The organism is uncultured Thiothrix sp., assembly GCF_937873765.1.
Classification (GTDB): domain Bacteria; phylum Pseudomonadota; class Gammaproteobacteria; order Thiotrichales; family Thiotrichaceae; genus Thiolinea.
The window spans coordinates 101,539-126,517 of record NZ_CALMZC010000015.1 but is presented as its reverse complement, the minus strand read 5'-3'; the positions used below and the strand labels follow the sequence as shown (position 1 = coordinate 126,517).

At 44.1% G+C, this 24,979-nt stretch carries 24 protein-coding genes; 8 read left to right on the top strand and 16 right to left on the bottom strand.

Features of this window, described 5'->3' with window-relative positions:
- Positions 1-8: 8 nt before the first annotated feature.
- The 6 genes from Q0307_RS05000 to Q0307_RS04975 form a co-directional block, all read right to left on the bottom strand.
- Positions 9-1,271, bottom strand: coding sequence for a caspase family protein (locus Q0307_RS05000; RefSeq protein WP_298657465.1), 1,263 nt, complete (start codon positions 1,269-1,271; stop codon positions 9-11).
- A complete protein-coding gene (locus tag Q0307_RS04995) occupies positions 1,268-1,564 on the bottom strand; it encodes a hypothetical protein (RefSeq protein WP_298657462.1) in 297 nt (98 codons plus the stop codon). The genes Q0307_RS05000 and Q0307_RS04995 overlap by 4 nt, the downstream gene beginning before the upstream one ends.
- Positions 1,536-4,154: an SUMF1/EgtB/PvdO family nonheme iron enzyme gene (locus Q0307_RS04990; RefSeq protein WP_298657460.1), complete on the bottom strand. Its 2,619-nt coding sequence runs from the start codon at positions 4,152-4,154 to the stop codon at positions 1,536-1,538. Before Q0307_RS04990 ends, Q0307_RS04995 begins: the two co-directional genes overlap by 29 nt.
- A gap of 93 nt (positions 4,155-4,247) precedes the next feature.
- Positions 4,248-5,048, bottom strand: coding sequence for a caspase family protein (locus Q0307_RS04985; RefSeq protein WP_298657457.1), 801 nt, complete (start codon positions 5,046-5,048; stop codon positions 4,248-4,250).
- Positions 5,049-5,197: 149 nt separating this feature from the next.
- Positions 5,198-5,617 (bottom strand): hypothetical protein, encoded by a 420-nt coding sequence (locus Q0307_RS04980; RefSeq protein WP_298657454.1) that lies wholly within the window; start codon positions 5,615-5,617, stop codon positions 5,198-5,200.
- On the bottom strand, positions 5,614-6,465 hold the full coding sequence (locus Q0307_RS04975; protein WP_298657451.1) for an SDR family NAD(P)-dependent oxidoreductase: 852 nt from the start codon (positions 6,463-6,465) through the stop codon (positions 5,614-5,616). Before Q0307_RS04975 ends, Q0307_RS04980 begins: the two co-directional genes overlap by 4 nt.
- A 103-nt stretch (positions 6,466-6,568) precedes the next feature.
- Between Q0307_RS04975 and Q0307_RS04970 the strand changes: the two genes are divergently transcribed.
- The 3 genes from Q0307_RS04970 to Q0307_RS04960 all read left to right on the top strand — a co-directional run bounded on the left by Q0307_RS04970 (position 6,569) and on the right by Q0307_RS04960 (position 8,394).
- A complete protein-coding gene (locus Q0307_RS04970) occupies positions 6,569-6,847 on the top strand; it encodes a zinc ribbon domain-containing protein (protein ID WP_298657836.1) in 279 nt (92 codons plus the stop codon).
- Between the two features lie 235 nt (positions 6,848-7,082).
- Positions 7,083-7,748: an outer membrane beta-barrel protein gene (locus tag Q0307_RS04965; protein ID WP_298657449.1), complete on the top strand. Its 666-nt coding sequence runs from the start codon at positions 7,083-7,085 to the stop codon at positions 7,746-7,748.
- A 76-nt stretch (positions 7,749-7,824) separates the two neighbouring features.
- Entirely contained in the window at positions 7,825-8,394 is a 570-nt protein-coding gene (locus tag Q0307_RS04960; protein WP_298657446.1) for an outer membrane beta-barrel protein, read from the top strand.
- 58 nt (positions 8,395-8,452) lie between these two features.
- On the opposite strand, the gene htpX is transcribed toward Q0307_RS04960, so the two are convergent.
- The 10 genes from htpX to murJ all read right to left on the bottom strand — a co-directional run bounded on the left by htpX (position 8,453) and on the right by murJ (position 19,021).
- Entirely contained in the window at positions 8,453-9,334 is an 882-nt protein-coding gene (htpX, locus tag Q0307_RS04955; RefSeq protein ID WP_298657443.1) for a protease HtpX, read from the bottom strand.
- 73 nt (positions 9,335-9,407) lie between these two features.
- Complete coding sequence (parC, locus tag Q0307_RS04950) at positions 9,408-11,654, bottom strand: DNA topoisomerase IV subunit A (RefSeq protein WP_298657440.1); 2,247 nt, start codon at positions 11,652-11,654, stop codon at positions 9,408-9,410.
- 80 nt (positions 11,655-11,734) lie between these two features.
- Entirely contained in the window at positions 11,735-12,307 is a 573-nt protein-coding gene (locus tag Q0307_RS04945) for a Uma2 family endonuclease (protein WP_298657437.1), read from the bottom strand.
- Positions 12,308-12,531: 224 nt separating this feature from the next.
- Entirely contained in the window at positions 12,532-12,894 is a 363-nt protein-coding gene (locus Q0307_RS04940; protein ID WP_298657435.1) for a type II toxin-antitoxin system VapC family toxin, read from the bottom strand.
- Entirely contained in the window at positions 12,894-13,112 is a 219-nt protein-coding gene (locus Q0307_RS04935; protein ID WP_298657432.1) for a ribbon-helix-helix protein, CopG family, read from the bottom strand. Before Q0307_RS04935 ends, Q0307_RS04940 begins: the two co-directional genes overlap by 1 nt.
- Before the next feature lie 391 nt (positions 13,113-13,503).
- Positions 13,504-14,001 (bottom strand): hypothetical protein, encoded by a 498-nt coding sequence (locus tag Q0307_RS04930; protein WP_298657429.1) that lies wholly within the window; start codon positions 13,999-14,001, stop codon positions 13,504-13,506.
- Between the two features lie 2 nt (positions 14,002-14,003).
- The gene (locus tag Q0307_RS04925) at positions 14,004-14,840 is read right to left on the bottom strand and encodes an alpha/beta hydrolase (protein ID WP_298657426.1); all 837 of its coding nucleotides are present in this window, start codon (positions 14,838-14,840) and stop codon (positions 14,004-14,006) included.
- A gap of 43 nt (positions 14,841-14,883) precedes the next feature.
- Positions 14,884-15,765 (bottom strand): DMT family transporter, encoded by an 882-nt coding sequence (locus Q0307_RS04920; protein WP_298657425.1) that lies wholly within the window; start codon positions 15,763-15,765, stop codon positions 14,884-14,886.
- A gap of 12 nt (positions 15,766-15,777) precedes the next feature.
- Positions 15,778-17,370, bottom strand: coding sequence for a DUF945 family protein (locus Q0307_RS04915; RefSeq protein ID WP_298657423.1), 1,593 nt, complete (start codon positions 17,368-17,370; stop codon positions 15,778-15,780).
- Between the two features lie 94 nt (positions 17,371-17,464).
- A complete protein-coding gene (murJ, locus tag Q0307_RS04910; protein ID WP_298657420.1) occupies positions 17,465-19,021 on the bottom strand; it encodes a murein biosynthesis integral membrane protein MurJ in 1,557 nt (518 codons plus the stop codon).
- A 171-nt stretch (positions 19,022-19,192) separates the two neighbouring features.
- Between murJ and Q0307_RS04905 the strand changes: the two genes are divergently transcribed.
- From Q0307_RS04905 to Q0307_RS04885, 5 genes are all read left to right on the top strand, one after another.
- Positions 19,193-19,633: an RDD family protein gene (locus tag Q0307_RS04905; protein ID WP_298657418.1), complete on the top strand. Its 441-nt coding sequence runs from the start codon at positions 19,193-19,195 to the stop codon at positions 19,631-19,633.
- 135 nt (positions 19,634-19,768) lie between these two features.
- Positions 19,769-21,253 carry a leucyl aminopeptidase gene (locus tag Q0307_RS04900; RefSeq protein WP_298657416.1) on the top strand — a complete coding sequence of 495 codons (1,485 nt, stop codon included), beginning with the start codon at positions 19,769-19,771 and terminating at the stop codon, positions 21,251-21,253.
- Positions 21,254-21,676, top strand: coding sequence for a DNA polymerase III subunit chi (locus Q0307_RS04895; protein WP_298657414.1), 423 nt, complete (start codon positions 21,254-21,256; stop codon positions 21,674-21,676).
- A gap of 45 nt (positions 21,677-21,721) precedes the next feature.
- Complete coding sequence (locus Q0307_RS04890) at positions 21,722-22,051, top strand: hypothetical protein (protein WP_298657412.1); 330 nt, start codon at positions 21,722-21,724, stop codon at positions 22,049-22,051.
- 61 nt (positions 22,052-22,112) lie between these two features.
- The gene (locus Q0307_RS04885; RefSeq protein ID WP_298657409.1) at positions 22,113-24,947 is read left to right on the top strand and encodes a valine--tRNA ligase; all 2,835 of its coding nucleotides are present in this window, start codon (positions 22,113-22,115) and stop codon (positions 24,945-24,947) included.
- Positions 24,948-24,979: the final 32 nt, after the last annotated feature.

Genomic DNA, 24,979 nt, shown 5'->3' with positions numbered 1-24,979 from the left:
TTTCTCCTTTAAAAACTAGCCTCTCTACACTCATAAACCAGTTGTTCAACCCCCTCCTTAAACTCTACTGGATCTAGCATATTTACAAAGCGTTTATAACGTAAACGTAAAGACAATTTTTGCATATCACAGTCACGATATAAAACCCCAATTAAACGCTTATTTTTACCGGCTACTTGACTAGCTTCTGTCTCTAAATGCTGAGCCATTAAATTCTCTAACTCAGTAAAGCCGCTATTTTCGTAATCAGGCGTGAAAATCGCTACCGTATAACGGCTCTTTTCGACGGCTGCTTGCATGGACTTAATAATCGGCTCACCTGCACGAAAACACTGATAGTCACCATCAAAACAAATACTTAAACCCGCCTCCTTTAAAGCGGGCACTAATGTCTTCTTGACCCACTGCTGATCGGGATCAACATGCCGATAACTTAAAAATAGATCATATTTATAATCATCTTCTGGGGTCTTGGGTAGTACTGCTACCGGTAGATTAGCCACCAAAGCTACTGGAAAATTTTCCTCGACCTCGGCTTTAATGAGTGGATTTTGATTAGGCTGTTCCGCTATTACTTTGGGCTGGAGATAACTAAATAAATCAAAGACACGTACATAGTGACCTGTTACCAAAGCCTTACCTTGCAATCCTTCCAATAGATGCTTAGTAAACAAACTATTTTTATCGCCCTGATACACATAAGAAACTTCATTCGGTCGGGAGGATGCAATAATTACCCGCCCCCAACCTTTAGACAACACCTTATAATACTCATCCGGCAAACCAGCTTTTACTTCAGTACCATAAGGACTTTTAGTCTCACCAATACCACCTGAATGACAGCAGTCAAAAATAACTAAAACTCTTCTTGAGCGTAATTGACGCAAAGCCTCGCTAAATTCTTTGCCTGAAATGGCGGTATTCGCCAATTCTTCATCTGAACCGTAACGGACATCCACGGGCAAAAGATAAGCTCCGGCCTGATCACCAGCAAGAAGTTGCGCACCATGACCGGAGAAATAAATTAAGACGGTGCTATCGGTTAGGCATTCAGTGGCTAATTTATTTAAAGCGGCACGAATCGCCGCACCAGTGGCCTCAGCATCCGTTAAATACTGGACGTTAGCCGAGCCATATAACCCTAAACTTCCACTAGTGATTAAAGCATGGATGCTGTTGGCATCATTGGTGACACTAGCGGATAGGGGTTTGATATGTTGGTAGGCGGAGATGCCGATGATGAGCGAGTAATTTTTTGATAGGCTTCTCATATACGTGTTATCTCATAACTAACAGATTTTCCACTATCATTTAATAATGATACATTATCTATTTGGTTATTTGAGAAAGACTCTCCTACGCCAATACGCTTACCGTTTTCAATTGAAAGGCTACCACCAATAGTTATTTTTATTTCTTCTTTAGGATGAAGTGTAATCTTATGATTTTCAAAAACTTCACCTAATCTTAATTCGCTAGTTGATGTTGATGTGCTTAGTGGCTTTTCATTATCACCAATTTTAATATTCGAAAATTTATCTTTGATCCAATTTAATATACCCATTTTTATCACATCTCACTTCATTTAAATTATTCACTCGCTCTTTATCTACATTAAGACATCTAAAGCCTATAAATACATGCTTTTGATTAGAAAGAGCAGCACTTCTATTAAGTAACAAATGAGAAAAACTATTTATTGCCTTATCTCTTGATGTATTACCCCTAAGCACTGATGATTCATTAATTTTCTTATCAGTTAATAATTTCTCAAAATTATTTTCACAATACCTAATATAGGGTGAACTAGTCCACTCCATAACATTTCTACCTAGGCCATAGAAACCCATTTTAGATTTTTCTGTTTTGAATATTGAAGTTTTAATATCATTTTCTTGTTTAGTCAATTCATAATCTAAAAAATAGCCAGATGTATAGGCATATGCTTTTACAGTCCTAGCTGCTGCTTCCCATTCAATCTCTGTGGGCAATCGTCTATTAAGCCACCCACAATATACCTGAGCCTCAGCATTATTAACATTGCTAACTGGTTCATTTTTAGGAGCATCGCAAACATCTTGTACTTGATCTTGTATTTGATAATTCACCATATTACAAACACCAACTTTGGTGCATAAACAATATAAATAGTTACTTACTTCATATTGCTCCATTGCAAAACTATTTAGAGCAACTTTCCATTCTGGATAATAATTTTCATCTTTTTTCAGATTACTGCCTATTGTGTAAATTCCAGCGGGTACTTCAATTAATGGATTTAAAGCTAATACCTCTTGTTTCATAAGATAATTACTTATTAACTTGAAAGAAAAATAACTTAACACAATCAACCCAAATAAAACGGGAAAAGTGGCCTTCTTAATTAACTGCTTTTTTCTAAAGCACCTACTAGCCCTTATATATTCATCAACCCTATTTTCTATAGAAAAACCATTTTTCTCTAGCCCATCTTTTAATTTTAATGCATTATCCAATTGAGTTTTATCTAAGAAACCTGCTTTTTTAGATAAATTCCTATCCCACTCAACAACCTTATTTAATAAATCTCGACTCTCTAACTCTGCTCTTTTATACTTACTAATCCATTCCTGCAACATTGGCCAAGCCTTAATCAAAGCCTCATGCACAATATCAACCTTAGAATCCTCATCATCATCCCCACGACTCACCGTTAATAAGCGATACTTCTCTGAAGATAAATGCCTTAAAGTTTCTTCAAACACACCTTGAGTATCTTGATCACTTCGTAAGTCTGAAATAGATTGCTGTCGCCGAGTATCCGGCTTCCCTTCTCCAAACTGAATTAAACGCAAAAAAATCCGCTTAGTAATACTCTCTTTTTCAAGACAATGTTCTTTATCTATCGAGATTAAGGCCTTATAAGCTGCATCTGCTTTCGCAGCAATGGATGCCTTTAGCCCTGAACCTGTACTTCCCCCCAAACTTTCATAAGCTTCCAAGCCAATATAATTCTCATAACGTTTCTCCCATAAATCACGCAAGGTCTCTTGCACAAACGGCAAAATCCCTGGGTCATCACCAGCCTCACTCACTAAGCGCTCCACTAAACGCTCATCAATATAGACATATTTTTTTAAGGCTGGTTTAGTAATGGCATTAGTTAAGCCCTCACGACTTAATGCATTAATTCGCTGCAAGTAGTTATCAAAATCAAGATAAGCTTGGCAGAGCGCTAGTTGTGGGTAAAACTCCGCACGTAAAGTGATGAGTAAATAAAAATTAGGGACTTGCTTTTTCAATTTGACTAGCAAACCTAAAAGCTGCTTAGCTCTTATACTGAGTATAAAGTTTGAAGGTTCATCTGATTCAGTAGAAAATAACTCTTCAAACTGATCAATAAACAATAAAAAATTCTGATCAGGCTGCTTTAAGGAAAAAAATTGCTTGGTTGAGTCATCACCATGTTTTAAAGCACTTTCGGCTTGCTCTAACCAGCTATCTAAATCTTTATCAATGGGTCGAACCGTTTTAACCAAGAATTGATGTTTGGCTTTTAAGCGAGGAATGATACCGGCTCGGGCTAAAGAGGATTTGCCACAACCCGAAGCACCGGTTAGCACTAAAATATGTTCATTCCTTAGTGCTTGAACATATCGGTCAATGGCTTCTTCTCGCCCGAAAAATCGACTAGCATCTTCTTCTTCAAAAGTTTTCATGCCCGGATAAGGCGAGCCATCTAACTGTTGCTGTTCTTCTTGGCTGCGTGGTGGGACAGCAAATAATGCATCTAATTGCTCTTCACTTTGATATTGAGTCAGATTGACTCCATTGATAAAACGTAAAAATAACTCTAGATCAACTGATTTCAGTAAAAGCGGTACAACAGGCCACTCTCTGTGTTCAGCACCTTTAGTGAAAGCCATTAATTGCAATAGATGATTGCGCTGACTCGTGCAATATTGGGGGGTAACAACGACAAGTATTTTCTCACTCGCTTCAATATTAGCTTGCAGATCATCAACCCATGCGTTACCAGTAATTTCTCCCATCAAAACAAAAGTTTTGCCAGTACGTCCTAATTTTGGCACTAAGACCCCATACACCCACTCCTTTGCATCCTCTGCAAAGGAAATAAAAAAATCATACTGGGTGGTTTCAGCAGTGTTGTCCATAAAACAACTAAGCCTTTCGAGCTGCTTTGAGGTTCATCCATGAGGATTAAGTTTCTTGAAGCAATCCTTGTTCAAGAAACATAAAAACTAATACTAAATCTCAAATGGTGTTTGCTGGTCAAACTGTGGATCACTCGCACCGATTATCGAATGATTCGGTGATTGAATCGCTGGCATTCGTGCTAGGATTTTCTGATGAAATTGCTGATAGTTACCTCGAAAACGCCCCCCCGCCCACACTTGTAAAAGCTGAGTAGTGAATGCTCCATTTTTCTCACCATCATAGGAATATTGATTATCTTGGCAGCCCGATAATAAACGCACACTCGCTTGAATAGCGGGGGCTGCACGAGGCAAATCTCGCATTAAACCTGTATAAAAAGCTTCATTCGCCTTCCACGCTTCTTGCATCTGCTTAAGGGGTAAAAAGCGTGGAGTTTGTTGAGTGTAAATGACCTCCGCCTCACCGGGTTTAGTAATACTACCGCTGTGACAACTATCCGAAACTACTAAAACTCTTACACCCGCTTTAAAGCGCGACCAAAATACATTCAACTCATCGTCCATGAGTTGGGCATCATACAAACACCAACTTTCATCCATTCCATCGTCTTCATCACGATTGGTATCGGGCACACGACTTCCATGTCCAGAATAGGAAATAAAGAAAATATCACCGGACTGCAAGCTAGCGGCAGCCTGATTAATAGAACGGATTACGTTTTCACGCGTAGCGTTTTCATTTAGAAGGATTTGCGCCTTGAAGCCTTGACCTAAAGCTAGGCTATTCATAGCGTTAGCGTCATTCACACAGCCTTGTAAAGCGCCATCTGATCCATAATGCTTGGCATCAATAAAATTTACGCCAATGTTTAAACTAAGTCCCTGTGCCATACTATCCCCCTCCAAATAAAGCCCAAAAAAACCAAGCCCATTAATATGTAGACTAAAAATTTAACTTTTTGTTGCTTAAACTATCAAGTGATGGGAAATATTTTTTAAATGAAAACTCTATTTTTTTGATTAAAAAACAGATAAAGTAATTACCGCTGGCAAATGGCAGCAGCATTCGGCTGCTCAACGCTTTTTACAAGCGTATCAAGGAATTGGTTAAACTCTTCGAGGCTGAGGACTGAAAGAATCCGATTGACTAAGGCAGGATCAACTTGCGCAATCGTTTGCTGACCATTAGCGAGTTGTAAATAAACACCCGCAGCAGCTTGTGCAGTATCATCCTCGATGGCTGCTTCTAATAAGGCCTGATCAGCGACTGAGAGTTCATCATATAAATCATCTAATTCGTCCCAAAGCTGTTCACCGACTGATTCAGGAACTTTAAATACAATAGCCTCTTGCACCGCTTCAATGACCTCTTGGTAAGCAATCAAGCGTTCTTGCAAAGCAGCAGCAAATTGATCAGCAATAGTTCTGGTAAAGAAAAGATACTCTAAAACGTCACTCATAATTCACTCCCTCTATTTTCTTTACGCGACACTGCTAACAAGACTTTATCCAATAAACGCGTCGGTAATACCCGTTTACAAACATAGAATAAGCGACTAGGGAAAGTGACTCGATACCGTGCTCTGGGATGTTGGCTTTCCAAAGCATGGATGACTTTCGCTAACACTGCTTCAGGTGGCAAGGTAAAGGGTGCAGCAGAGCCAACTTTCTCTAAGCGCTTAATCGCTCCTTTATACTTGTCGCGATGCACACTTTTTTCAATATCTACATGGTCTAGGAGTGACTTGAGCGCATTCGCCCGAAAGCGACTTTCCACGGGCCCCGGCTCAATCAAACAGACTTTAATAGCCGTATCGTATAACTCGAGGCGTAAAGTATCCGCTAAGCCTTCCACTGCGTGCTTACTCGCGTTATAAGCCCCACGAAAAGGCAGCGCTACAAAACCTAATAGTGAGCTATTATAAATAATACGTCCATAGCCTTGGTGGCGCATCAGTGGCAGTAATAAATTAGTCAATTGATGCCAACCGAACACATTGCTAGCAAATTGTTTCTCCAAAGTTTCACGACTTAAATCCTCCACAGCCCCTGCTTGTCCATAAGCACCATTATGGAAAATCGCATAGAGTTGGCTATTAGTACGCAACATTAGCTCATGTGCACAAGCCTCTACACTTTTAGGATCAGCTAATTCTAAAGGAATCACTTTAAAACCTTCTGCTTCAAGGCGTTGAATATCCGCAGATTTGCGAGCGGTGACAAAAACTTTATAGCCGCGTTCACGCAAGCCTTTGGCCACACAATAACCAATACCACTTGAACAACCAGTGACTAATACATTACGCATAGTTGCATCCTATTTATATCTGGGTAGGACCGCTTTAGCCATCTTGAATTTAGTGATGAGCGTCCCTATGATTGCCGCACTTGAATATCAGGAGAGACTGATTATGCCTATTTATGCTTATCAATGTAGTTCTTGTGGACACGAAATGGAAGCCTTGCAAAAAATGAGCGATGCCCCTTTAGCCGATTGCCCTAGTTGCCATACAGCCAATCTAAGTAAAAAGATTACAGCGGCTGCATTTCGTTTAGGGGGTGGCGGTTGGTATGAAACTGACTTTAAAAGTGATAATAAAAAGAATTTAGCGACTAAAGAGACCAGCACTGATACTAGTGCAGCGCCTGCGCCAGCGTGCGGAACGGGGGCTTGCCCTGCCTGCCAATAATCAATTTATGACTTGAGAACGCCTGTCGAGTTGCATTAAAACAGACAGGCGGACTGCTTGCTACTACCTTTATTTTTCAAGCTGTTTTATCTCCCCCACTCATCGGAAAGTCCTACCTTCAAACCTGCATAAGATTGCAAATTACGACAAACCCACTAAGAATTACTCTCATCAATATTTTTGATATAGCAATTTAACTAATAATTAAAAATAAACAAAAACGGGGTCAACTAACATGAAAAAACTCTCTATGTTCTCTCTGTTCTCAGCGGTGATGCTGACAGCAGGTAGCGCATTTGCTGGCGGTGGTGCACTTTTAGGTGGCTCCGGCGATGGAATGGAAGTCGGGACTATGTATGGCGGTGGCAGCGTTGGCCAAGCAACCACTGACTGTATGATGAAAGCTGAAAACGAATGCTCTTCAAACGGCTTTAAATTGTATGGTGGCTATAAAGTCACTGACATGCTCGCAGTAGAAGGCGGCTACTATAGTCTAGGTACGATGGAAGAAACCGTTAAAGGTTCTACTACCCAAGGCCAATATACGATTACTGATCCTACTGCTGAAGGTAAAGCTAATGGTTTTGGTGTAGCCGCAGTTGCTAGCGTCCCCGTGGTCGATAATTTTGAAGTTTTTGGTAAAGCCGGGGCTATGTTCTGGAAATCAGAAGCTACCGTTAAAGCCACCGTTACTGACACTACCTCCGGTCAAAGCGCGGTCGCAACTGATATTGCTGAAAAAGATGGAACCAGCCTTTTATTGGGTGTCGGTGCTAGTTATAAGTTGAATGATAACTGGGGTGTACGTGGCGAATACGAACACTTTAAACGCCAAGACCTTAATGATGAAGACCATAATGTCGGCATCGTTTCAGTCGGTGCCACTTTCTCCACTTTATAAAAATAAAATCAGGGTGTTAGGCTACCCCGCTTAGCACCCTTCCCTACCCCATCATTAAAACCACACAGGGAAAAACATGACTAAGTATTTATTAGGTAGCGCGCTCGCTCTGCTATTGGCGCAAGGTAGTAGTGTCTACGCTTATGACTATTCCTATACTGAAGATACCACTAAAGATGGCAGCGCTGACTTTTATGTCGGTGCTGGCGTTGGTATCTTAGGTGGCGATGCTGCAGATGCCTGCGATGCACTCGATTTAAACTGTACCTCGTGGAAAACTTTTGTGGGCTATCGCCCCTTAGAAAACTTTGCGCTTGAAGGTGCTTATCACAATATGTTCAGCGGTCGCTACACTAACTCGCTAGATGGTAAAAGCTATAAAGTAGAATCGACTGGCCTGAGTGCCACTGCTCTAGGCATTATGCCCTTAAAAGATAACCTTGATTTCTTCGGTAAGTTGGGGTTCTTAGCTTGGGAAGCACGCACTAATGGCACTGCAGAAGCCGATGGCACTGATATGCTGCTAGGCGGTGGCATTCAAAGCAAAATTAATGACAATCTAGGTTTACGTGGTGAAGTTGAATATGTCGGCGGCGATTTAGACAGTACCAATTATAGTGCGGGGCTGACTTATTCAACCTTTTAAGCTTAAGAGAGGGTGGAGTTAAGCCAAGAAAGTTTCTGCTCTCTTGGCTTTTACTGGTCTATTGAGCCGCTTGTAAAGCAGCAATCCGTTCTTCTAAGGGTGGATGTGTCATAAATAAACGACTTAAACCCTGACCGCCAGCAATACCGAAAGCCTTCATTTCCCCGGGCAAATCCTGTGGCTCATGCACCCGTTGTAAACGTTGTAAAGCAGCAATCATTTTCTGCCGCCCTGCTAAATCCGCACCAGCCACATCAGCACGGAATTCACGATAGCGTGAGAACCACATGACAATCAGCATCGCCAAAAAGCCTAATAAGATTTCAGCGACGATTGAGCCAATAAAATAACCAATCCCTGGCCCACTATTCTCTTGGCTATTACCCCGTAATAAACCATCGACAAACATGCCAATGACGCGTGCAAAGAAGAATACGAAGGTATTGAGCACACCTTGCAATAAGGTTTGAGTGACCATATCGCCATTTGCAATATGTCCAACTTCATGCCCCAAGACTGCTTCAACTTCATCGGGTGTCATACGCTCTAATAGGCCTTGGCTAACGGCAACGAGTGCAGCATTTTTATTCGCCCCTGTGGCAAAAGCATTCGGTTCAGGCGAATAGAAAATACCCACTTCCGGCATACCAATCCCAACTCTCTCAGCTTGGCGACGCACAGTTTCCACTAACCAACGTTCTTGATTATTACTAGGGTGCTCAATGACTTGTACACCCATACTCTTTTTCGCCATCCACTTAGACATCAGTAAGCTAATGAAGGAGCCACCGAAGCCAAAAATCAAGGCCATAAACAACATGCCGCCCATACTACCCTGCGACATATTGATGCCAAATAGCGCGGCAAGCACGTTCATGGTCACAAACAACACTGCCATCACAGCGAAGTTAGTGAGCATTAACAGAATAATTCGCATCATCTTAGTTCAACCTCTTATGAATACTTATACTTAGGTCAATAATAGGGTTAAGTTACCCAGATGCAAGTACCCCTTATCCACGTCCTTGGCTTTCCAAAGCACTCACTTGCTGATAACCCTTAGGTAATAACTTGCCACGCTGGGCACGCTCGCCACGATAGTCAGTTAACTCCTGCGCTTTTAACACTAAAGGCTTTTTCCGATTATCCACATGCACTACTAAGTGTTCGCCCTCACTTAGCACTAACGCGAATGCTAAAGCCTCATCAGCAATACCCAAGCCACCTTTTTTCAAGCTGATTAACTTATTGCCTTTACCCTTGGCTAACACAGGCAACTCAGCGGCACGGATTAACAACAAATAGCCTGTAGTGGAAACCAAAGCCAGCCAATCAGTTTCTACATTACGCAAAGCAACTGGCGGCAAAATAGAAACATTCTCGCCCGCTGTCAGCGTGACCTTACCGGCCTTGTTGCGGCTTTGCATCGCCTCTAAAGAACAGATAAAACCATAGCCTTCTCCTGAAGACAGTAAATATTGATCACTGTCTTTACCTAACAAGGTATGCGTGAAACGCGCACCACTCGGCAAAGTTAGCTTACCCGTCAACGGTTCACCCTGCCCTCGTGCTGAAGGCAGCGTATTGGCGGCTAAAGAATAAGTACGCCCTGTGCTATCCAACAAAACGAGTTGTTGATTCGAGCGCCCATGGGCTGCCGCTAAAAAACCATCCCCTTGCTTATAACTCAAAGCTTCTGGCTCAATATCATGGCCTTTGGCGGCACGAATCCAGCCCATTTTCGACAAAATTACTGTGATGGGTTCTGCTGGCGTTAGAGCGGCTTCATCTAAAATCTGCGCAGCCTCGCGTTCCATCAACGGCGAACGGCGCTCATCCCCATACAATTTAGCGTCTTCTTTTAATTCTTTGCGAATTAGGCTGGTCAACTTTTTATCCGAACCGAGTAAGCCTAAAATATCTTCGCGCTCTTTTTCCAAATCGGCTTGTTCACCGCGAATTTTCATTTCTTCCAAACGCGCTAATTGGCGTAATTTAGTGTCGAGAATATATTCGGCTTGAAGATCACTTAGCTCAAAACGCTTGATTAATTTCGGTTTTGGCTCATCTTCGCTACGAATAATCCGAATTACTTCATCTAAATTGAGAAAGGCAATCAGTAGACCAGCTAATAAATGTAGGCGCTTCTCGACCTTATCCAAACGCCATTGCAAACGCCGCGTGACTGTCTGACGGCGATATTGCAGCCATTCAGTCAGAATTTGGCGCAAGTCTTTGACTTGGGGACGACCGTTCAAGCCGATCATATTCAAATTGACTCGATAGCTTTTTTCCAAATCGGTGCTAGCGAATAAATGTGACATCAATTGCTCAACATCCACCCGATTGGAACGCGGCACAATAATCAAACGCACGGGCTGCTCATGATCCGACTCATCACGCAAATCCTCCACCAGCGGCAATTTTTTAGCCTGCATTTGCTGGGCAATTTGCTCCAAGATTTTCGAGCCAGATACCTGATAGGGCAGCGCGGTAATCACAATATCGCCCTCTTCTAATTCATAACGCGCGCGCATTTTGAAACTACCATTGCCCTTTTCGTAGAGACTGAGAAAATCGGCGGCAGGCGTGATAATTTCTGCTTCCGTTGGAAAATCCGGTGCTGGAATGAACTGACATAAATCAGCAAGGCTTGCAGTGGGATGATCGAGCAAATGAATACAAGCATTCACCACTTCGCGCAAATTATGCGGGGGAATATCCGTTGCCATCCCGACCGCAATACCGGTTGCACCATTCAACAATACATTCGGCAACCGTGCTGGCAAGGTCACAGGTTCTTCTAAACTCCCATCAAAATTAGCTTGCCAGTCCACTGTGCCCTGCCCTAATTCTTGCAACAGCACTTTCGCATAAGGCGTCAGGCGCGATTCGGTATAACGCATCGCCGCAAAAGACTTCGGGTCATCCTGCGAACCCCAGTTGCCTTGTCCATCCACCAGTGGATAACGATAAGAAAACGGCTGCGCCATCAACACCATCGCTTCATAACAAGCCGAATCACCATGCGGATGATATTTGCCCAATACATCACCCACGGTACGTGCTGATTTTTTATGCTTGGAAGCGGCTGATAAACCTAGCTCCGACATCGCATACACAATCCGGCGCTGTACCGGCTTTAAGCCATCGCCTAGATGCGGCAACGCCCGATCCAAAATGACATACATGGAATAATCCAAGTAAGCTTTTTCGGTGTAAGTCTGTAAGGGTAAGGTCTCGATCCCGTCGTAATTCATGCTAATCCTTCTTGTTTTGGCTCTGCGAATTATAGCAGTTGCAAGCTTGGAGCACGAACGTAGGGAATAGACTTAAGGGTTTAGGGCAACTGTATATTGGTATAGATTTCAGCTAAATTTATTGAGGCTTGCAAACACTCAACGACTAGGGTCTGCTCCAACTCCGTATAAGTTTTTACCCACCATTCGCCTTTTAAATCACGGTAAAAACAGGTCACTTCATAACGATCTTGGGAAACCACCCAATAATTTTTTACTGAACTTACCGACTGATAAGCCAGTAGTTTTTCGTGATAATCCTTCCACTCAGTGGATTTAGAAACGACTTCAATCACTAGGCAAGGACGATCTACAAAGTATTCACTGTCTTCTTGATTCGGCTCACAGGTCAACAAGACATCGGGATAGTAATAGCTATTACGCTGACTGATGCGTAATTTCATATCCGCCATGAATACGCGACAGCCAGAACCTTGACTTAAACGGCGGAGCGCAACCGCTAAGTTCAGAGCAATTTCATTATGAGTTTTACTCGCCCCCGCCATTGCAAACACTTGCCCGGCCACATATTCGTGGCGCTCTTTAGCAGTTTGCTCTTGAGCTAAATATTCAGTTTCAGTGAGAGCTAAATTGGACACGACTTGGGCTAACATTAAAACGCCTCACTCATTACTAGTAAAAACTACGATGACAGCAGCAACTTATGCTGTATTTACAACACCCGTACTAGCATTTGCCGAGTCGATGAACAATACACAACTCATTATCAAGCTATCATATTGTGGGATGATTTTGTCCAACTCAATTTAGCGGCTTGCGAGAAGCTGATAACAAAATCCTAATAAGTCATACAGCTTAAAGGCAAGTATAGCGGAAACTATAAAATGTACGGGACTCGTACCCATGGTTCACTGGCTGGGAAATCCTTGGTATTGCGGGATACCAACAAAGCATGTTCTGCTTCGGCACTAGCACGGATAATTGCATCCGGCAGACGAATACGGGTTGCACGGCGAATCGTCACTGCCCGCTCTGCAAGCCCCGCATTTAGCGGGACTTGTTCAAAGCAAGACAAGAACTGCCGAACGCTGCTTTCCTCATCCGGCTTTGCACCGACCATCACCTCTATCCACGTTACCACACTGATGGCAATAGATGGGTAACGGTTGATTTCGTCTTTGGCAGCTTCGATTCCATTCAGGTAGTCGATCAAGATATTGGTATCAAACAGGGCTTTCATCAATCCCACTCCCCACGCAAGCGTTCTTGGTAGACCAAACCGTCTTCGCCCCGCTGCGCCCACAAACCAAAAGCCTTATCTTCGATAGGCGAAGCATAGCGTTGCAAATATTCGGCGATGGCACGCCGAATCAATTCAGCACGAGAAACCTGTTTTTCCGCTGCAAACTGGGTTAGCTCAAGCAGTTGATTATCGGGAATTTCAACAATAGTACGCATAAAAAAACCCATCATTAGATGAATGATGACGGCATTGTATATCATGGTGGAAGCGAGAACAAATTTCCACTGATCAACAGCAAGTGAGCCGCTATCCGACCAATGAATGGCCGTAGCAAGCTATGAATAAAAATCACGCATTAGCAGTGGATTAGTTTAAAACTTGCTGAATTTATACCGTTTATCAGTAAAATGGATAAATCTATCGGATTAAACCAAGGTTAAGGCATATTAGCAAAGTGGATCGGGTGGGTATGCGGAAGTTTAGCCTTGCTGAGCTTGCCTGTTTGGGCGGATAGTCGCCATGTGGAACGGGTTGCAGCTGCTGAGCAGTTTCAAGAAACTCGCAAAGTCGCGGTGGTGGTTGGGGTGGAGCAATACGCGCCTAGTATCAGCGCATTGAAATACGCCGTTGATGATGCCCAATTGATCGCTCAAGCCTTGCGCCTGCAAGGTTATACCGTGCAATTGCAGTCCACAGTAAAATAAAACTGATACGATCCGGCTTACCTTCAGCTTTCAAGTTAAATAAAGTGCGGCTTTTTAAACTCGCATCCAACTTAAGCGTAGATCCTTGGGTTTGGGGTAAAATTTGTGTCACAGCCCCCTGCAAGGCCTGTTGCCACAAACTCAAATAGCCGTAATCTGCCGCTACATAGCTGAGGTTAATCGTATCGCCAAGCTGAATAATTTGATCTTTAGGCGTTATTTCTAAACTTAACTGAGGTGGTGGGAATAATTTACTCCACCAATCACCGATGAGTTCTATGCCACCTAATAAGTCGAAAACTACTAGTAAAGCGGACAAAAAAGCGATGGCGGTCAACCTCAATCGCTGCTGATAAGTTTGCCATTTAGACCAAAATTGTTGCCAAGTCCGCCTACTCATACCTAATCCAAAAACTTACTCACAAGCCCAATCTGCTCTGCTGTCGCCAAGGTCGGTGCATGCCCTACCTTCGCAATCGTTACCGCTTGGGCATTCGCCTGTGGTTTACTAGCTAGCATTTGCTCAACTTGCTCAGCCGATAATAAATCAGACAGCTCCCCACGAATAATCAAGGTCGGGCAGAGAATTAATGACCACAGCGGCCATAAAGTTTCCTCACCCGTATAATTTTTAAAGGGTTCGACTAAACGCACATCATAATGCAGGGTGACTTTACCAGCGCTAGTACGTCGTGCGGAGGTCATTGCCATGCGCCGCCAAAAGGCATCACTATTGTCCCCAAACGGGATATAAACCTGCCGCAACCAAGCCTCTAATTCACTGACATTATTGAAACTAGGCTGTGAGCCTGCATAGGTACGAATCCGCTCGACGGCTGCCACAGGAACTTCAGGCCCCACATCATTCAGTACGAGCTGTTGGACACGCTCTGGAGCCATTGCAGCCACCACCATCCCAATCAGTCCGCCCATCGAAGTACCGACCCATTTAAACTGCTCAATCCCTAATTGATTCGCTAAATCTAAGGCGATTTGTGCATAAAACGGCACACTATAATGCTGAAGTGGCTGATCACTCCATTGCGACAAACCCCGCCCCGGTGTATCAGGGCAAATCACGCGATATTTGCTGGCTAAAGCCTCAGCCAATTCATCAAAATCCCGTCCAGTACGGGTTAACCCATGCCAACAAATCACCACCGGAGCATCGGCTTGCCCCCATTCGGTGTAGTGAATTTCAAAGTTTTGACAAGTCATAAAATGATGGCTAGGCGACATAGGACGCATCCTTAAAAATAAACAGATTTAAGCATAACGAGCTTTAGGTTTTTTTAACAACCAAATACACCCCAGCCACCGTGAGAGCAATAGCTGCCATCGCTAGCAGTGGTAAAGACTCATCAAACAATAACCAAGCTTCAATACTGGTGGCCGGTGGGACTAAATAAAAATAACTCGCGACTTTAGCGGCCTCGCCTTCACGAATCATATACATGAGTAATAAAATCGCGCTAACGGATAAACCCAAGACTAACCAAGCTAGGGCAAAAATCAGTTGCTTATCCCAAACCACGACGCGAGTTTCAAAGCTATACGCCAACAGCCCCATAAATAGCGCGGTACTTACATATTGCCAGAGCGAACCTGCCACCAGATTCACACCACCACCAAAACGCTTTTGATACACCGTACCCATCACAATAGCCGCCAAAGCAATTAAACTAGCGGCTATCGCTGACCAAGCGAAATCAAAGTTGCCATAGCCACGGGTACTGAGAATCACGACCGTGACACCGATTAAGCCTAAAGCTAACCCTAGCCATTGACGCGGCAACAAACGCTCTCCAAATAAACGCCAGCCTAGCACAGCCGTCAGTAAGGGCTGAATACCGACCACAATCGCCGTAATACCGGCAGGCATACCCCATTTAATCGCTGCAAACACACCACCTAAATACAAGCCATGCAGCAATAAGCCCGTCACCATTTGATGCCCAGCTTGTTGCCAACTCGGCCATTGCACGCGCAATACTACACATAGCAGTAAAAATACTGCTATGGTCCAAAGCATACGAATAAACAGCAAATAAAATGGCTCGATAAAAGGCAACGCATACTTCGCGCCAATAAACCCTGTACTCCATAAAAATACAAAGAGCAAGGGAATGGCTTGGATAAAGACGCGATGTAAGCGAGTAGTCAATCTCTGAATCCTTTATTGAGTGGTTTGCCCATTCATTTGCTGCAATTGTTTAAGCATTTCGATGGTTTCTTTTGGCACATCATCGCTTTCTTCTAATTGCTGCATAATTTCAGGCGTCATACCTTGCTCTTCAATTTGCTGCATCAGATCAGCAGGAATACCTAAATCGGAAGCAGCATCTTGCGGCAGATTAGGCATTTGTGGAAGGAATTTTGCGGGTAAATCAGCAAACTCAACTGGAGCACCGTTTAACTCAGCTTTATCGCCTAAGAGTTTTAAATCCAGTTTGTACTGATTATTAACTTCTACAACAGACTTTTGCTCAAGTGGAGCAGCTAACATCATCGCCATGTCTTCAGGCACTGCCGCCTTATCAGTACTTAAGCTCAAACTGCCTTTCACTAAACGCCCCCAATCTTGTGGGCCATAGAGCATCAAATCATTCAGGGTGAGTGGTTTATTACTACCTGCATAAGTCAAATCAGCTAAGCCATTCACCTTACCTTTGTCCAAGGTCAAGCTTAGATCATAACGCAATTTAGATTGCCCCGCTTGTAGCACTTTATTCAGTATAATATCCAATAATTGCTCAGTGGTTTGTTGCATTTCCTGTTCTAATTGTCGTTGTTGCTTTTGACCTTCTGGCAATTCAGTGGCCGACTCATCCACTTGCATTTGCTCTTGCAAGTTTTGCATTTTTATTTGTAGGGTTTGAATTTCCTTTAAGCCCTCTAATTTGAAACCTGCGTAATCAAGTTTTAGATCAGCTTGCTTAAGAGGTATATCTGGCGCACCTTGAATATTGGCAATTTGGAAAGAGCCATTACCTTGTATGCTACCGTTTTGCTCGCCCGTAGTGGATTGTGCCGATACATCTAATTTGACAGGCTCGGTTTTACCCGCCGCGAGAATGCTAATACCCGGTGCTTTAATAGTGAAACTTTCTAAGCCACCGACGACTGGTCCTAATTTACCATCAGCTTCAATACTTGGAATCGTGAAAGTCGTGTTCGGATCACGCAGTTCAAAAGCAGCAGCTTTCAGGCTAAATGGCCCAGTATTTTGCTCTGCGGAAATTTCTGCTGTTAAACTTGCACCAGCAAACTTTAGCTGAGTGCTGCCTTCATCAAGGCTAAAATCCATTGGATTAACTGCCATCGTGGAATGCATGACTTTATCGAAGCCAATCTTGGTATGAGCCACAAACGCATCCTTACCGCCAAAAGCTTTCTCGACAAAAGCTTTGGACTCAGCCGGTAAACTAGCAGTATCTAAGTGCGTTTCCCAATGAGATACCCCAAGGCCATCACTAGCTAATAATAAAGGGCCATGTTGGATTTTATGGGTAAATTGCGCATTATTCAGCCACTGGCTCAGCATCGGCTCAGTCACCAGTAAGCGCGTTACTGCTTGCGCCCCCAGCAGTGAGCGATCATAACTGACTAACTCTTGGCTGATGCCTTGAGCGGCACTATTTTTATTGGCTTGCTCGATTTGAGCACGTACAATCTTCTCGGTTTCTTGACCGACATACCAAGTTGCACCTACCCAAGCAGCTCCACCCAGTGCTAATAAAGCAGCAATGGTCATAGCTAATTTTTTCATGCATGATCTCCTAATTTTTAATATTACTTGAGCGACTTGAGCTGAAAAATAATTCAACCGACTCAGCGATACTCAGCCTTAACTATATCACTGCTTAACGTCCTAAGATTTGCCGGAAGGACAAACCGCTTAAACGCAAACTCAGAAAATAACTAGCCATCGACAAAATAATTAAACCCGCTAAAGCACCTAAGCGCAGCCCTGTACTCGCATCCTGCCACCAAGTTGCCTCTGGCAAGACTAAGTACACCGCCAGTCCCATGATGATTGAAGCGATGGCAATACGGAGTAAATGCTTCAACCAACCCCCTTGAGCGGCAAAAATACCCTCTTTATATAGCGTATGAAACAATAAACCTGCATTCACATACCCCGCTAACGCCGTTGCTAAAGCCAATCCTGCATGCGCTCCAGCCATACCAGAAAAAAACCAAGGTAGCACAATCAACACATTCAAAACCATATTCGCAAAAATCGAAATAATGCCAATTTTCACGGGAGTCTTGGTATCTTGGCGCGAATAAAAACCGGGCGCTAAGACTTTCACCAATATAAAGGCGGGTAAACCAAAGGAATAAGTCATCAGACTCAAAGCCGACATTTCCACATCGTCCCATTTAAATGCACCATGCATCATCACGGCAGCCAAAATCGGCTCAGCTAATAGCATTAAACCTAAAGTAGCAGGTACTGAAATTAACAGGGCTAAGCGTAATGCCCAATCCATAGTACTACGGAATTGACTAGCATCGGCTTTAGCATGATCACTAGAAAGCTTGGGCAGAATCACTGTACCCAAAGCCACCCCAAAAATCGCTAAAGGCAACTCGACAAAACGATCAGAGTAATACAGCCAAGAAATACTCCCCACGACTAAATAAGAAGCAATCACCGTATTAATCACCAGATTCAATTGCGCAACTGAAGAGCCAAACAAGGCGGGAATCATCAAGCGCATGACACGCTTAACGCCTTCATGCGCCCGCCGTACTTTAAATTTAGGCAGCAACCCTAAACGCATTAAAGCCGGAACCTGAAATAGAAACTGCACGACCCCAGCAAAAAACACGCCCCAAGCTAAGGCCATGACAGGCTCAGCAAAATACGGTGGCCCCCAAATTGCGAAGGCAATCATCACCACATTCAACAAAGCGGGTGTTAAAGCTGGAATTGCAAACTTACTAAACGTATTCAGAATACCGCCAACTAAACCCGCCAACGAAATAAATAAAATATATGGGAAGGTAATCCTGAGCATCTCTGCGGCTAACTCAGGTTGAGCATCTGCTTGTTTAGAAAAACCCGGGGCAAAAATCTCGACGACCCAAGGGGCCGCGATCATTCCTAAGGACGTAATCACTAACAGAATTAAGCCCAAAGTACCTGCGACATAATCAATTAAATCTTGGAGTGCTTCACGGCTTTGCTTTTCCTTGTACTCCGCCAGAATCGGTACAAAGGCTAGGGAAAAGGCGCCCTCTGCAAAAAAGCGCCGCAATAAATTCGGAATTTTAAAGGCTACGAAAAAAGCGTCGGTAGCACCATCAACCGGAAAATAACGTGCTACCACCACGTCCCGCAATAATCCCAAAATCCGCGAGATCATCGTCATCGCGCTAATCACCGCACCCGAACGCAATAAGCGACTCATAAATAGCAGCTAGTCCTGTCAATTGAAGGCGCTGATTCTGCATCAAACCTGTGCAAAGGTCATGCAGAACCTGTGACTTTTTCTGCTTTAGCAAAACTTGCTTGATTACTTGCCTGATTAAAGTGAAGCGTCTAAAGTGATGCCCACGTTTTTGAGCCTTGGAACCTATGCATGAGTGTCTCTGCTGAACTTGTAAGTTTTCCCCGCCGTATGGCTGCTATTTTCTATGACACTATGCTCATCGGAGTCACTACGGCTATTCTCGGCGGTATTATTGCAACCAGCGTTGCCCATTTAGGGGGTATCCAATTACACCCCGGTTCACCACTCTCTAATGCTTTGTTTATTTTAGACTTAGTGATCGCTTTTGGTTTATTTGGCTGGTTTTGGACACATGGCGGTCAAACTTTAGGTATGCGTGCTTGGAAAATTAAAGTTGTCACTGAAGATGGTTCACCCCTTAGGTGGACGCACGCCTTTTTTCGCTATGTAGGTGCTTTATTAAGTTGGATGGCACTCGGTGTCGGTTTTTGGATCGCTATTTTTGATCCCAGAAAATTAACATGGCATGATCGATTTTCACGCACACAGTTAGTCCGCACAGTGAGTTAGTTTTTAAGCAGAAAAACGTTTAACGATACCAGAGTATAGGTATTACACTTCCTAGACTTAATTAGCGTTATACTAGCTCCGCTTTAATTTTTTCATAGAGCCTTAACTTAAAATAAAGAAACCTAAGGATTCGTCATGAAGTATCAATTTCAGGCCAAGATACCAGCCGCGCAGGTCGATGCAGATTGTGTAGTAGTCGGCATTTATAAAGCTAATGAACTTTCAGCAGCAGCACAAGTAATAGACACGGCTAGTTCAGGCGCTATCACCGAGCACTTAGCCTTAGGTGATTTTTCAGGTGAAAAACAACGCTTTAGCCTGTTATATCAATTACCCGGCGTTACTGCTAAACGTGTTTTATTAGTCGGTTTGGGTGAGCGCGACAAACTGAATGCAGAGATCCTCACCCAAGCCACTCATATTGCGGCTGCAAATTTAAAAGCGACCAAAGTTAAGCAAGTGGTTTCTTTTTTAACCGATGAAGCCGCACCAGAAGCAGCCGAGACTGCAGTTCGCCAAGCAGTGATTGCTGTTGCTGATACTGTTTATAGCTTTAATGATTTCAAAAGTAACAAAGTAGAACTTCCAGCCCCTCACTTAGAAAACTGGACTATTGCCCATCAGACTGCAGTCGATTTATCCACAGCAACACATCAAGGTGCTGCCATTGCTGAAGGTATGAAGCTTTGCCGTGATCTCGCCAATAGTCCGGGTAATCAATGTACACCGACTTATTTAGCTAAAACAGCGCTTAAATTAGCTCATTCCCAGACAAATCTTGAGGTAGAGGTTCTTGAAGAAACGCATATGGCTGAATTGGGGATGGGTTCCTTCCTCTCGGTCTCTAAAGGTAGTGAAGAACCGGGCAAGATGATCATCCTGCACTATAAAGGCGGCAAAGCTGAGGATGCACCCGTTGCGCTAGTCGGCAAAGGCATTACCTTTGATACCGGCGGGATTTCACTCAAACCAGGCGCTGCCATGGATGAGATGAAATTCGATATGACCGGCGCTGCTAGTGTTTTAGGTAGTTTAGCAGCTTGTGTGGCTATGCAATTGCCGATCAATGTCATCGGTGTCTTAGCCGCTGCTGAAAATATGCCGAGTGGTAAAGCCAGCAAGCCAGGTGATATTGTCACCAGTATGGCAGGCAAAACCATCGAAATTCTCAATACCGATGCAGAAGGTCGCTTAGTGCTCTGTGATGCTCTAACTTACGTGGAGCGCTATCAGCCTAAAGCGGTGATTGATATTGCAACCCTCACTGGTGCTTGCATTACTGCATTAGGTCATCATATTTCGGGCTTGCTAAGTAATAATGATGAACTAGCGAATGAAGTTTTAGCAGCGGGCAAGCAAGCGAATGATGAGGCTTGGCGCTTACCGATGGGTGAAAAATACCAAGAGCAACTAAAAAGTAATTTTGCCGATATGGCGAATATTGGCGGCCCACCGGCTGGTACAATCACTGCTGCTTGCTTCTTGGCACGCTTTACAGAGAATTATCCGTGGGTGCATTTGGATATTGCCGGCACGGCGTGGAAAAGTGGTGCAGCCAAAGGTTCGACGGGGCGCCCAGTGCCTTTATTATGCCAATGGCTGATTAATCGGGCGCAATAATTGACGCGGATTGCCTTTTACGTTGGACAGTCAAACAATTTACAGGCACGGCTATTGCTGGCCTGTAAGTTAGTAGAAAAAGCGCTCGCCCAAAACTTGCATGTTTATATTCACACCGATCATCTCAGCACCAGTACGCGGATGGATGAGTTACTCTGGACTTATAGCGATATTAGTTTCATTCCCCATGCGATAACACCTAGCGCAGAACAAGGTTTAAAGGTCTTAATCGGCCATGACAACGAACCACCAGAGCCATATGATTTTTTGATTAATCTGTCCAATGAGATACCTAGCTTCTTAGAGCGCTTTGAAAGGATGGCTGAAGTGCTAGATCAGGAGGAAAGTATTTTAGTCGCTGGTCGCAAACGTTACCAAATTTATCGAAAGCAAGGCTATAATCTAGACTATCATCAGTTATGATGAGTAAAGACATTGCTTGCATAAAAAATACTATTGGCATACGAGATGAGTAGCAGACAAGATTTAGAAAGCACCATACGCATTCCAGTGATAACCGACTTAGTGCGCCCCGGCGATCGCGAAGTAATTAAGCGCGCGAAAGCAGGCACGAATGCAGAATACCAGAAACATTTTGAGCGGCGCTTAAAACAACGGATCGAAGAGCTACAATCGGCGACCGGCCAAGATGAATATGCTGGCTTAGCCCGTGCGCATGCGATTCGCTCTGAGCAACAGGATAGCGATAATGTTTTAAACCTGAATCAAAGCTATGAGCAAGAAATGGATCAACGTCGGCAAGAACTTCTGCGCGAATTGTCTGCGATGTTAAAGTAAAATTTTTTCATTAATCCGGTTATAATCCGCTCTTTTCAGCGTCCTTGGCAAAAGAGCGGATATGGATAAGACCTACCAACCTAAAAATATTGAACAACGTCTCTACCAAACTTGGGAGCCACAGGGCTATTTTAAGCCCAGTGGCGTAGGTCAGCCTTTTTGCATCATGATTCCACCGCCGAATGTCACTGGCACTTTGCACATGGGGCATGGCTTCAATCAGACCGTGATCGATATTCTCACCCGCTATCATCGTATGCAAGGCAATAATACCTTGTATCAACCCGGCACAGATCACGCTGGCATTGCCACGCAGATGGTCGTTGAGCGGCGTGTGAATGCCGAAGGTAAAACCCGCCATGACTTCGGGCGGGCTGCTTTTATCGAGAAAATATGGGAATGGAAAGGCGAATCAGGTGACACGATTAATCGTCAATTGCGCCGTTTGGGCACTTCACCGGATTGGAGTCGTGAACGCTTCACGATGGATGCTAGCTTATCCCAAGCAGTGATTGAAGTGTTCGTGCGCTTACACGAAGAAGGCTTGATCTATCGTGGTAAGCGCCTAGTGAACTGGGATCCGGTTTTACACACAGCGGTTTCTGATTTGGAGGTTGTCTCTGAAGAAGAAAATGGCTCGATGTGGCATTTCCGCTATCCGCTTGCAGACGCTCAAGGCCACGCAACAGCAGACTATTTAATTGTTGCCACTACCCGTCCAGAAACCATGCTTGGCGATAGCGCAGTTGCGGTACATCCTGAAGATGAGCGCTATAAACATCTGATTGGTAAACAAGTATTACTACCCTTAGTCGGGCGCTTAATTCCAATTGTGGGCGATGACTATGCAGACCCTGAAAAAGGCACAGGTTGCGTTAAGATTACGCCTGCCCACGATTTCAACGACTATCAAGTGGGCAAACGCCACCAACTTGAACTCATTAATATTTTCACTAAAGACGCACATATTAATGAAGTCGCGCCAGAAAAATATCGTGGCTTAGAGCGTTATGTCGCACGTAAGCAAATCGTCGCCGATTTAGATGCTTTGGGCTTATTAGCAGAAATCAAAGAACATAAATTGATGGTTCCGCGTGGTGATCGCTCTGGAACGGTGATTGAGCCTTATCTCACCGACCAATGGTATATCGACCTCACCCGCGATACCCAAGCCGATGGCCGCCCCGGTGGTAAACAAGCTTTAGCACAGCCCGCCATTGACGTGGTGGCTAATGGCGAAGTACGTTTCATCCCCAACAACTGGGTTAATACTTACAACCAGTGGATGAATAACCTCGAAGATTGGTGTATTTCGCGCCAATTGTGGTGGGGGCATCAGATTCCAGCTTGGTATGATCAGGCAGGGAACATTTATGTGGGGCGCAATGAAGCCGAAGTCCGTAGCAAACATCAACTGGCCGCTAACCTTGAGCTGCGCCAAGATGACGATGTGCTAGATACTTGGTTCTCCTCAGCCCTTTGGCCGTTTTCTACTTTGGGCTGGCCAAATACCGAAGATTCTGCCTTAAAAGCGTTCTATCCAACCAGTACACTGGTCACCGGCTTCGACATTATTTTCTTCTGGGTTGCGCGCATGATCATCATGGGCAAAAAGTTCATGGGCGATATCCCTTTCCATGATGTGTATATCCACGGTTTGGTGCGCGATGCGGAAGGCCAGAAAATGTCTAAATCCAAAGGCAATGTGCTTGACCCACTAGACATTGTTGACGGGATTGACCTTGAAACATTAGTGCAAAAACGGACTAGTGGCATGATGCAGCCACAACTTGCACAAAAGATTGAAAAAGCCACCCGCAAGCAATTCCCTGCAGGTATTGAAGCACACGGTACGGACGCATTGCGCTTTACTTTTGCCTCTTTCGCCACTGCAGGACGCGATATTCGTTTTGATTTACAACGTTTAGAAGGCTATCGCAATTTCTGCAATAAACTCTGGAATGCAGCACGTTATGTGCTGATGCAATGCGAAAACCAAGATACTGGCTTAGATGATAGCTTGCCCTTGGAATTGTCCACCGCAGATCGTTGGATTCGCTCCAAATTACAAACCGTCGAAACTGAGGTGACCGATCATTTAGACAATTACCGCTTCGACTTGGCCGCGCAAGCTTTATATGAATTCACTTGGTATGAATACTGCGACTGGTATTTAGAACTCACCAAGCCAGCTTTGAGCAAACACAATAGCAATGAAGCGGCTAAACGCGCTACACGCCAAACTTTAGTACAAGTACTTGAAGTCACTTTGCGCATGCTCCACCCGATTATGCCGTTTATTACGGAAGAAATTTGGCAAAGCATCAAGGGTTTAGCAGGCAAAACAGGGGCTACACTGATGCTTGAGGCTTGGCCGGTTGTTGATCAAAGCAAGCTGGATAACGCCGCCGTTGCAGAAATCGAATGGCTGAAAACCTTTATTATGGGTATCCGCCGCATTCGCTCAGAAATGGATATTAAGCCGGGGCAAATGTTAGATATTCTGCTACAAAATTGGAGTGATACCGACAAAACCCAGTATGCAAATACTGAAAAAGAAATCCAAAGTCTCGCTAAAGTCGGCACAGTGACTTGGCTTGCCAAAGATGCAAGCGCCCCTGAATCAGCGACTGCTTTGGTAGGTGAAATGCAGATTCTGATTCCCTTGGCAGGTTTGATTGATAAAGGCGCGGAAATTGCACGCTTAAGTAAAGAAATTGAGAAAATCGAGAAGAATTTAGCGGGTGTGGAATCACGCTTAAATAATCCAGCCTTTGTGGAAAAAGCTAAACCAGAGGTGATTGAAACGGCGCGAAAGCAGGCTGAGGAACAGCGCCTAGCCTTGGGGCAATTGCAGATGCAGTTGGAGAAGATGCGGAGTTTGTCCATGCTTTAGAAGAGTTGAAGGGTCAGGAGTTTGTCTATATC

What these genes read in the sequence shown, in the direction of transcription:
- Q0307_RS04975 (WP_298657451.1), bottom strand. Translation starts at nt 6,465, where the DNA reads ATGCGTAATGTATTAGTCACTGGTTGTTCAAGTGGTATTGGTTATTGT.
- Q0307_RS04960 (WP_298657446.1), top strand. Translation starts at nt 7,825, where the DNA reads ATGACTAAGTATTTATTAGGTAGCGCGCTCGCTCTGCTATTGGCGCAA.
- Q0307_RS04885 (WP_298657409.1), top strand. Translation starts at nt 22,113, where the DNA reads ATGGATAAGACCTACCAACCTAAAAATATTGAACAACGTCTCTACCAA.
- Q0307_RS04915 (WP_298657423.1), bottom strand. Translation starts at nt 17,370, where the DNA reads ATGAAAAAATTAGCTATGACCATTGCTGCTTTATTAGCACTGGGTGGA.
- Q0307_RS04925 (WP_298657426.1), bottom strand. Translation starts at nt 14,840, where the DNA reads ATGTCGCCTAGCCATCATTTTATGACTTGTCAAAACTTTGAAATTCAC.
- Q0307_RS04995 (WP_298657462.1), bottom strand. Translation starts at nt 1,564, where the DNA reads ATGGGTATATTAAATTGGATCAAAGATAAATTTTCGAATATTAAAATT.
- murJ (WP_298657420.1), bottom strand. Translation starts at nt 19,021, where the DNA reads ATGAGTCGCTTATTGCGTTCGGGTGCGGTGATTAGCGCGATGACGATG.
- Q0307_RS04890 (WP_298657412.1), top strand. Translation starts at nt 21,722, where the DNA reads ATGAGTAGCAGACAAGATTTAGAAAGCACCATACGCATTCCAGTGATA.
- Q0307_RS04965 (WP_298657449.1), top strand. Translation starts at nt 7,083, where the DNA reads ATGAAAAAACTCTCTATGTTCTCTCTGTTCTCAGCGGTGATGCTGACA.
- parC (WP_298657440.1), bottom strand. Translation starts at nt 11,654, where the DNA reads ATGAATTACGACGGGATCGAGACCTTACCCTTACAGACTTACACCGAA.
- Q0307_RS04945 (WP_298657437.1), bottom strand. Translation starts at nt 12,307, where the DNA reads ATGTTAGCCCAAGTCGTGTCCAATTTAGCTCTCACTGAAACTGAATAT.
- Q0307_RS04905 (WP_298657418.1), top strand. Translation starts at nt 19,193, where the DNA reads ATGAGTGTCTCTGCTGAACTTGTAAGTTTTCCCCGCCGTATGGCTGCT.
- Q0307_RS04970 (WP_298657836.1), top strand. Translation starts at nt 6,569, where the DNA reads ATGCCTATTTATGCTTATCAATGTAGTTCTTGTGGACACGAAATGGAA.
- Q0307_RS04940 (WP_298657435.1), bottom strand. Translation starts at nt 12,894, where the DNA reads ATGAAAGCCCTGTTTGATACCAATATCTTGATCGACTACCTGAATGGA.
- Q0307_RS04935 (WP_298657432.1), bottom strand. Translation starts at nt 13,112, where the DNA reads ATGCGTACTATTGTTGAAATTCCCGATAATCAACTGCTTGAGCTAACC.
- htpX (WP_298657443.1), bottom strand. Translation starts at nt 9,334, where the DNA reads ATGATGCGAATTATTCTGTTAATGCTCACTAACTTCGCTGTGATGGCA.
- Q0307_RS04990 (WP_298657460.1), bottom strand. Translation starts at nt 4,154, where the DNA reads ATGGACAACACTGCTGAAACCACCCAGTATGATTTTTTTATTTCCTTT.
- Q0307_RS05000 (WP_298657465.1), bottom strand. Translation starts at nt 1,271, where the DNA reads ATGAGAAGCCTATCAAAAAATTACTCGCTCATCATCGGCATCTCCGCC.
- Q0307_RS04980 (WP_298657454.1), bottom strand. Translation starts at nt 5,617, where the DNA reads ATGAGTGACGTTTTAGAGTATCTTTTCTTTACCAGAACTATTGCTGAT.
- Q0307_RS04930 (WP_298657429.1), bottom strand. Translation starts at nt 14,001, where the DNA reads ATGAGTAGGCGGACTTGGCAACAATTTTGGTCTAAATGGCAAACTTAT.
- Q0307_RS04985 (WP_298657457.1), bottom strand. Translation starts at nt 5,048, where the DNA reads ATGGCACAGGGACTTAGTTTAAACATTGGCGTAAATTTTATTGATGCC.
- Q0307_RS04900 (WP_298657416.1), top strand. Translation starts at nt 19,769, where the DNA reads ATGAAGTATCAATTTCAGGCCAAGATACCAGCCGCGCAGGTCGATGCA.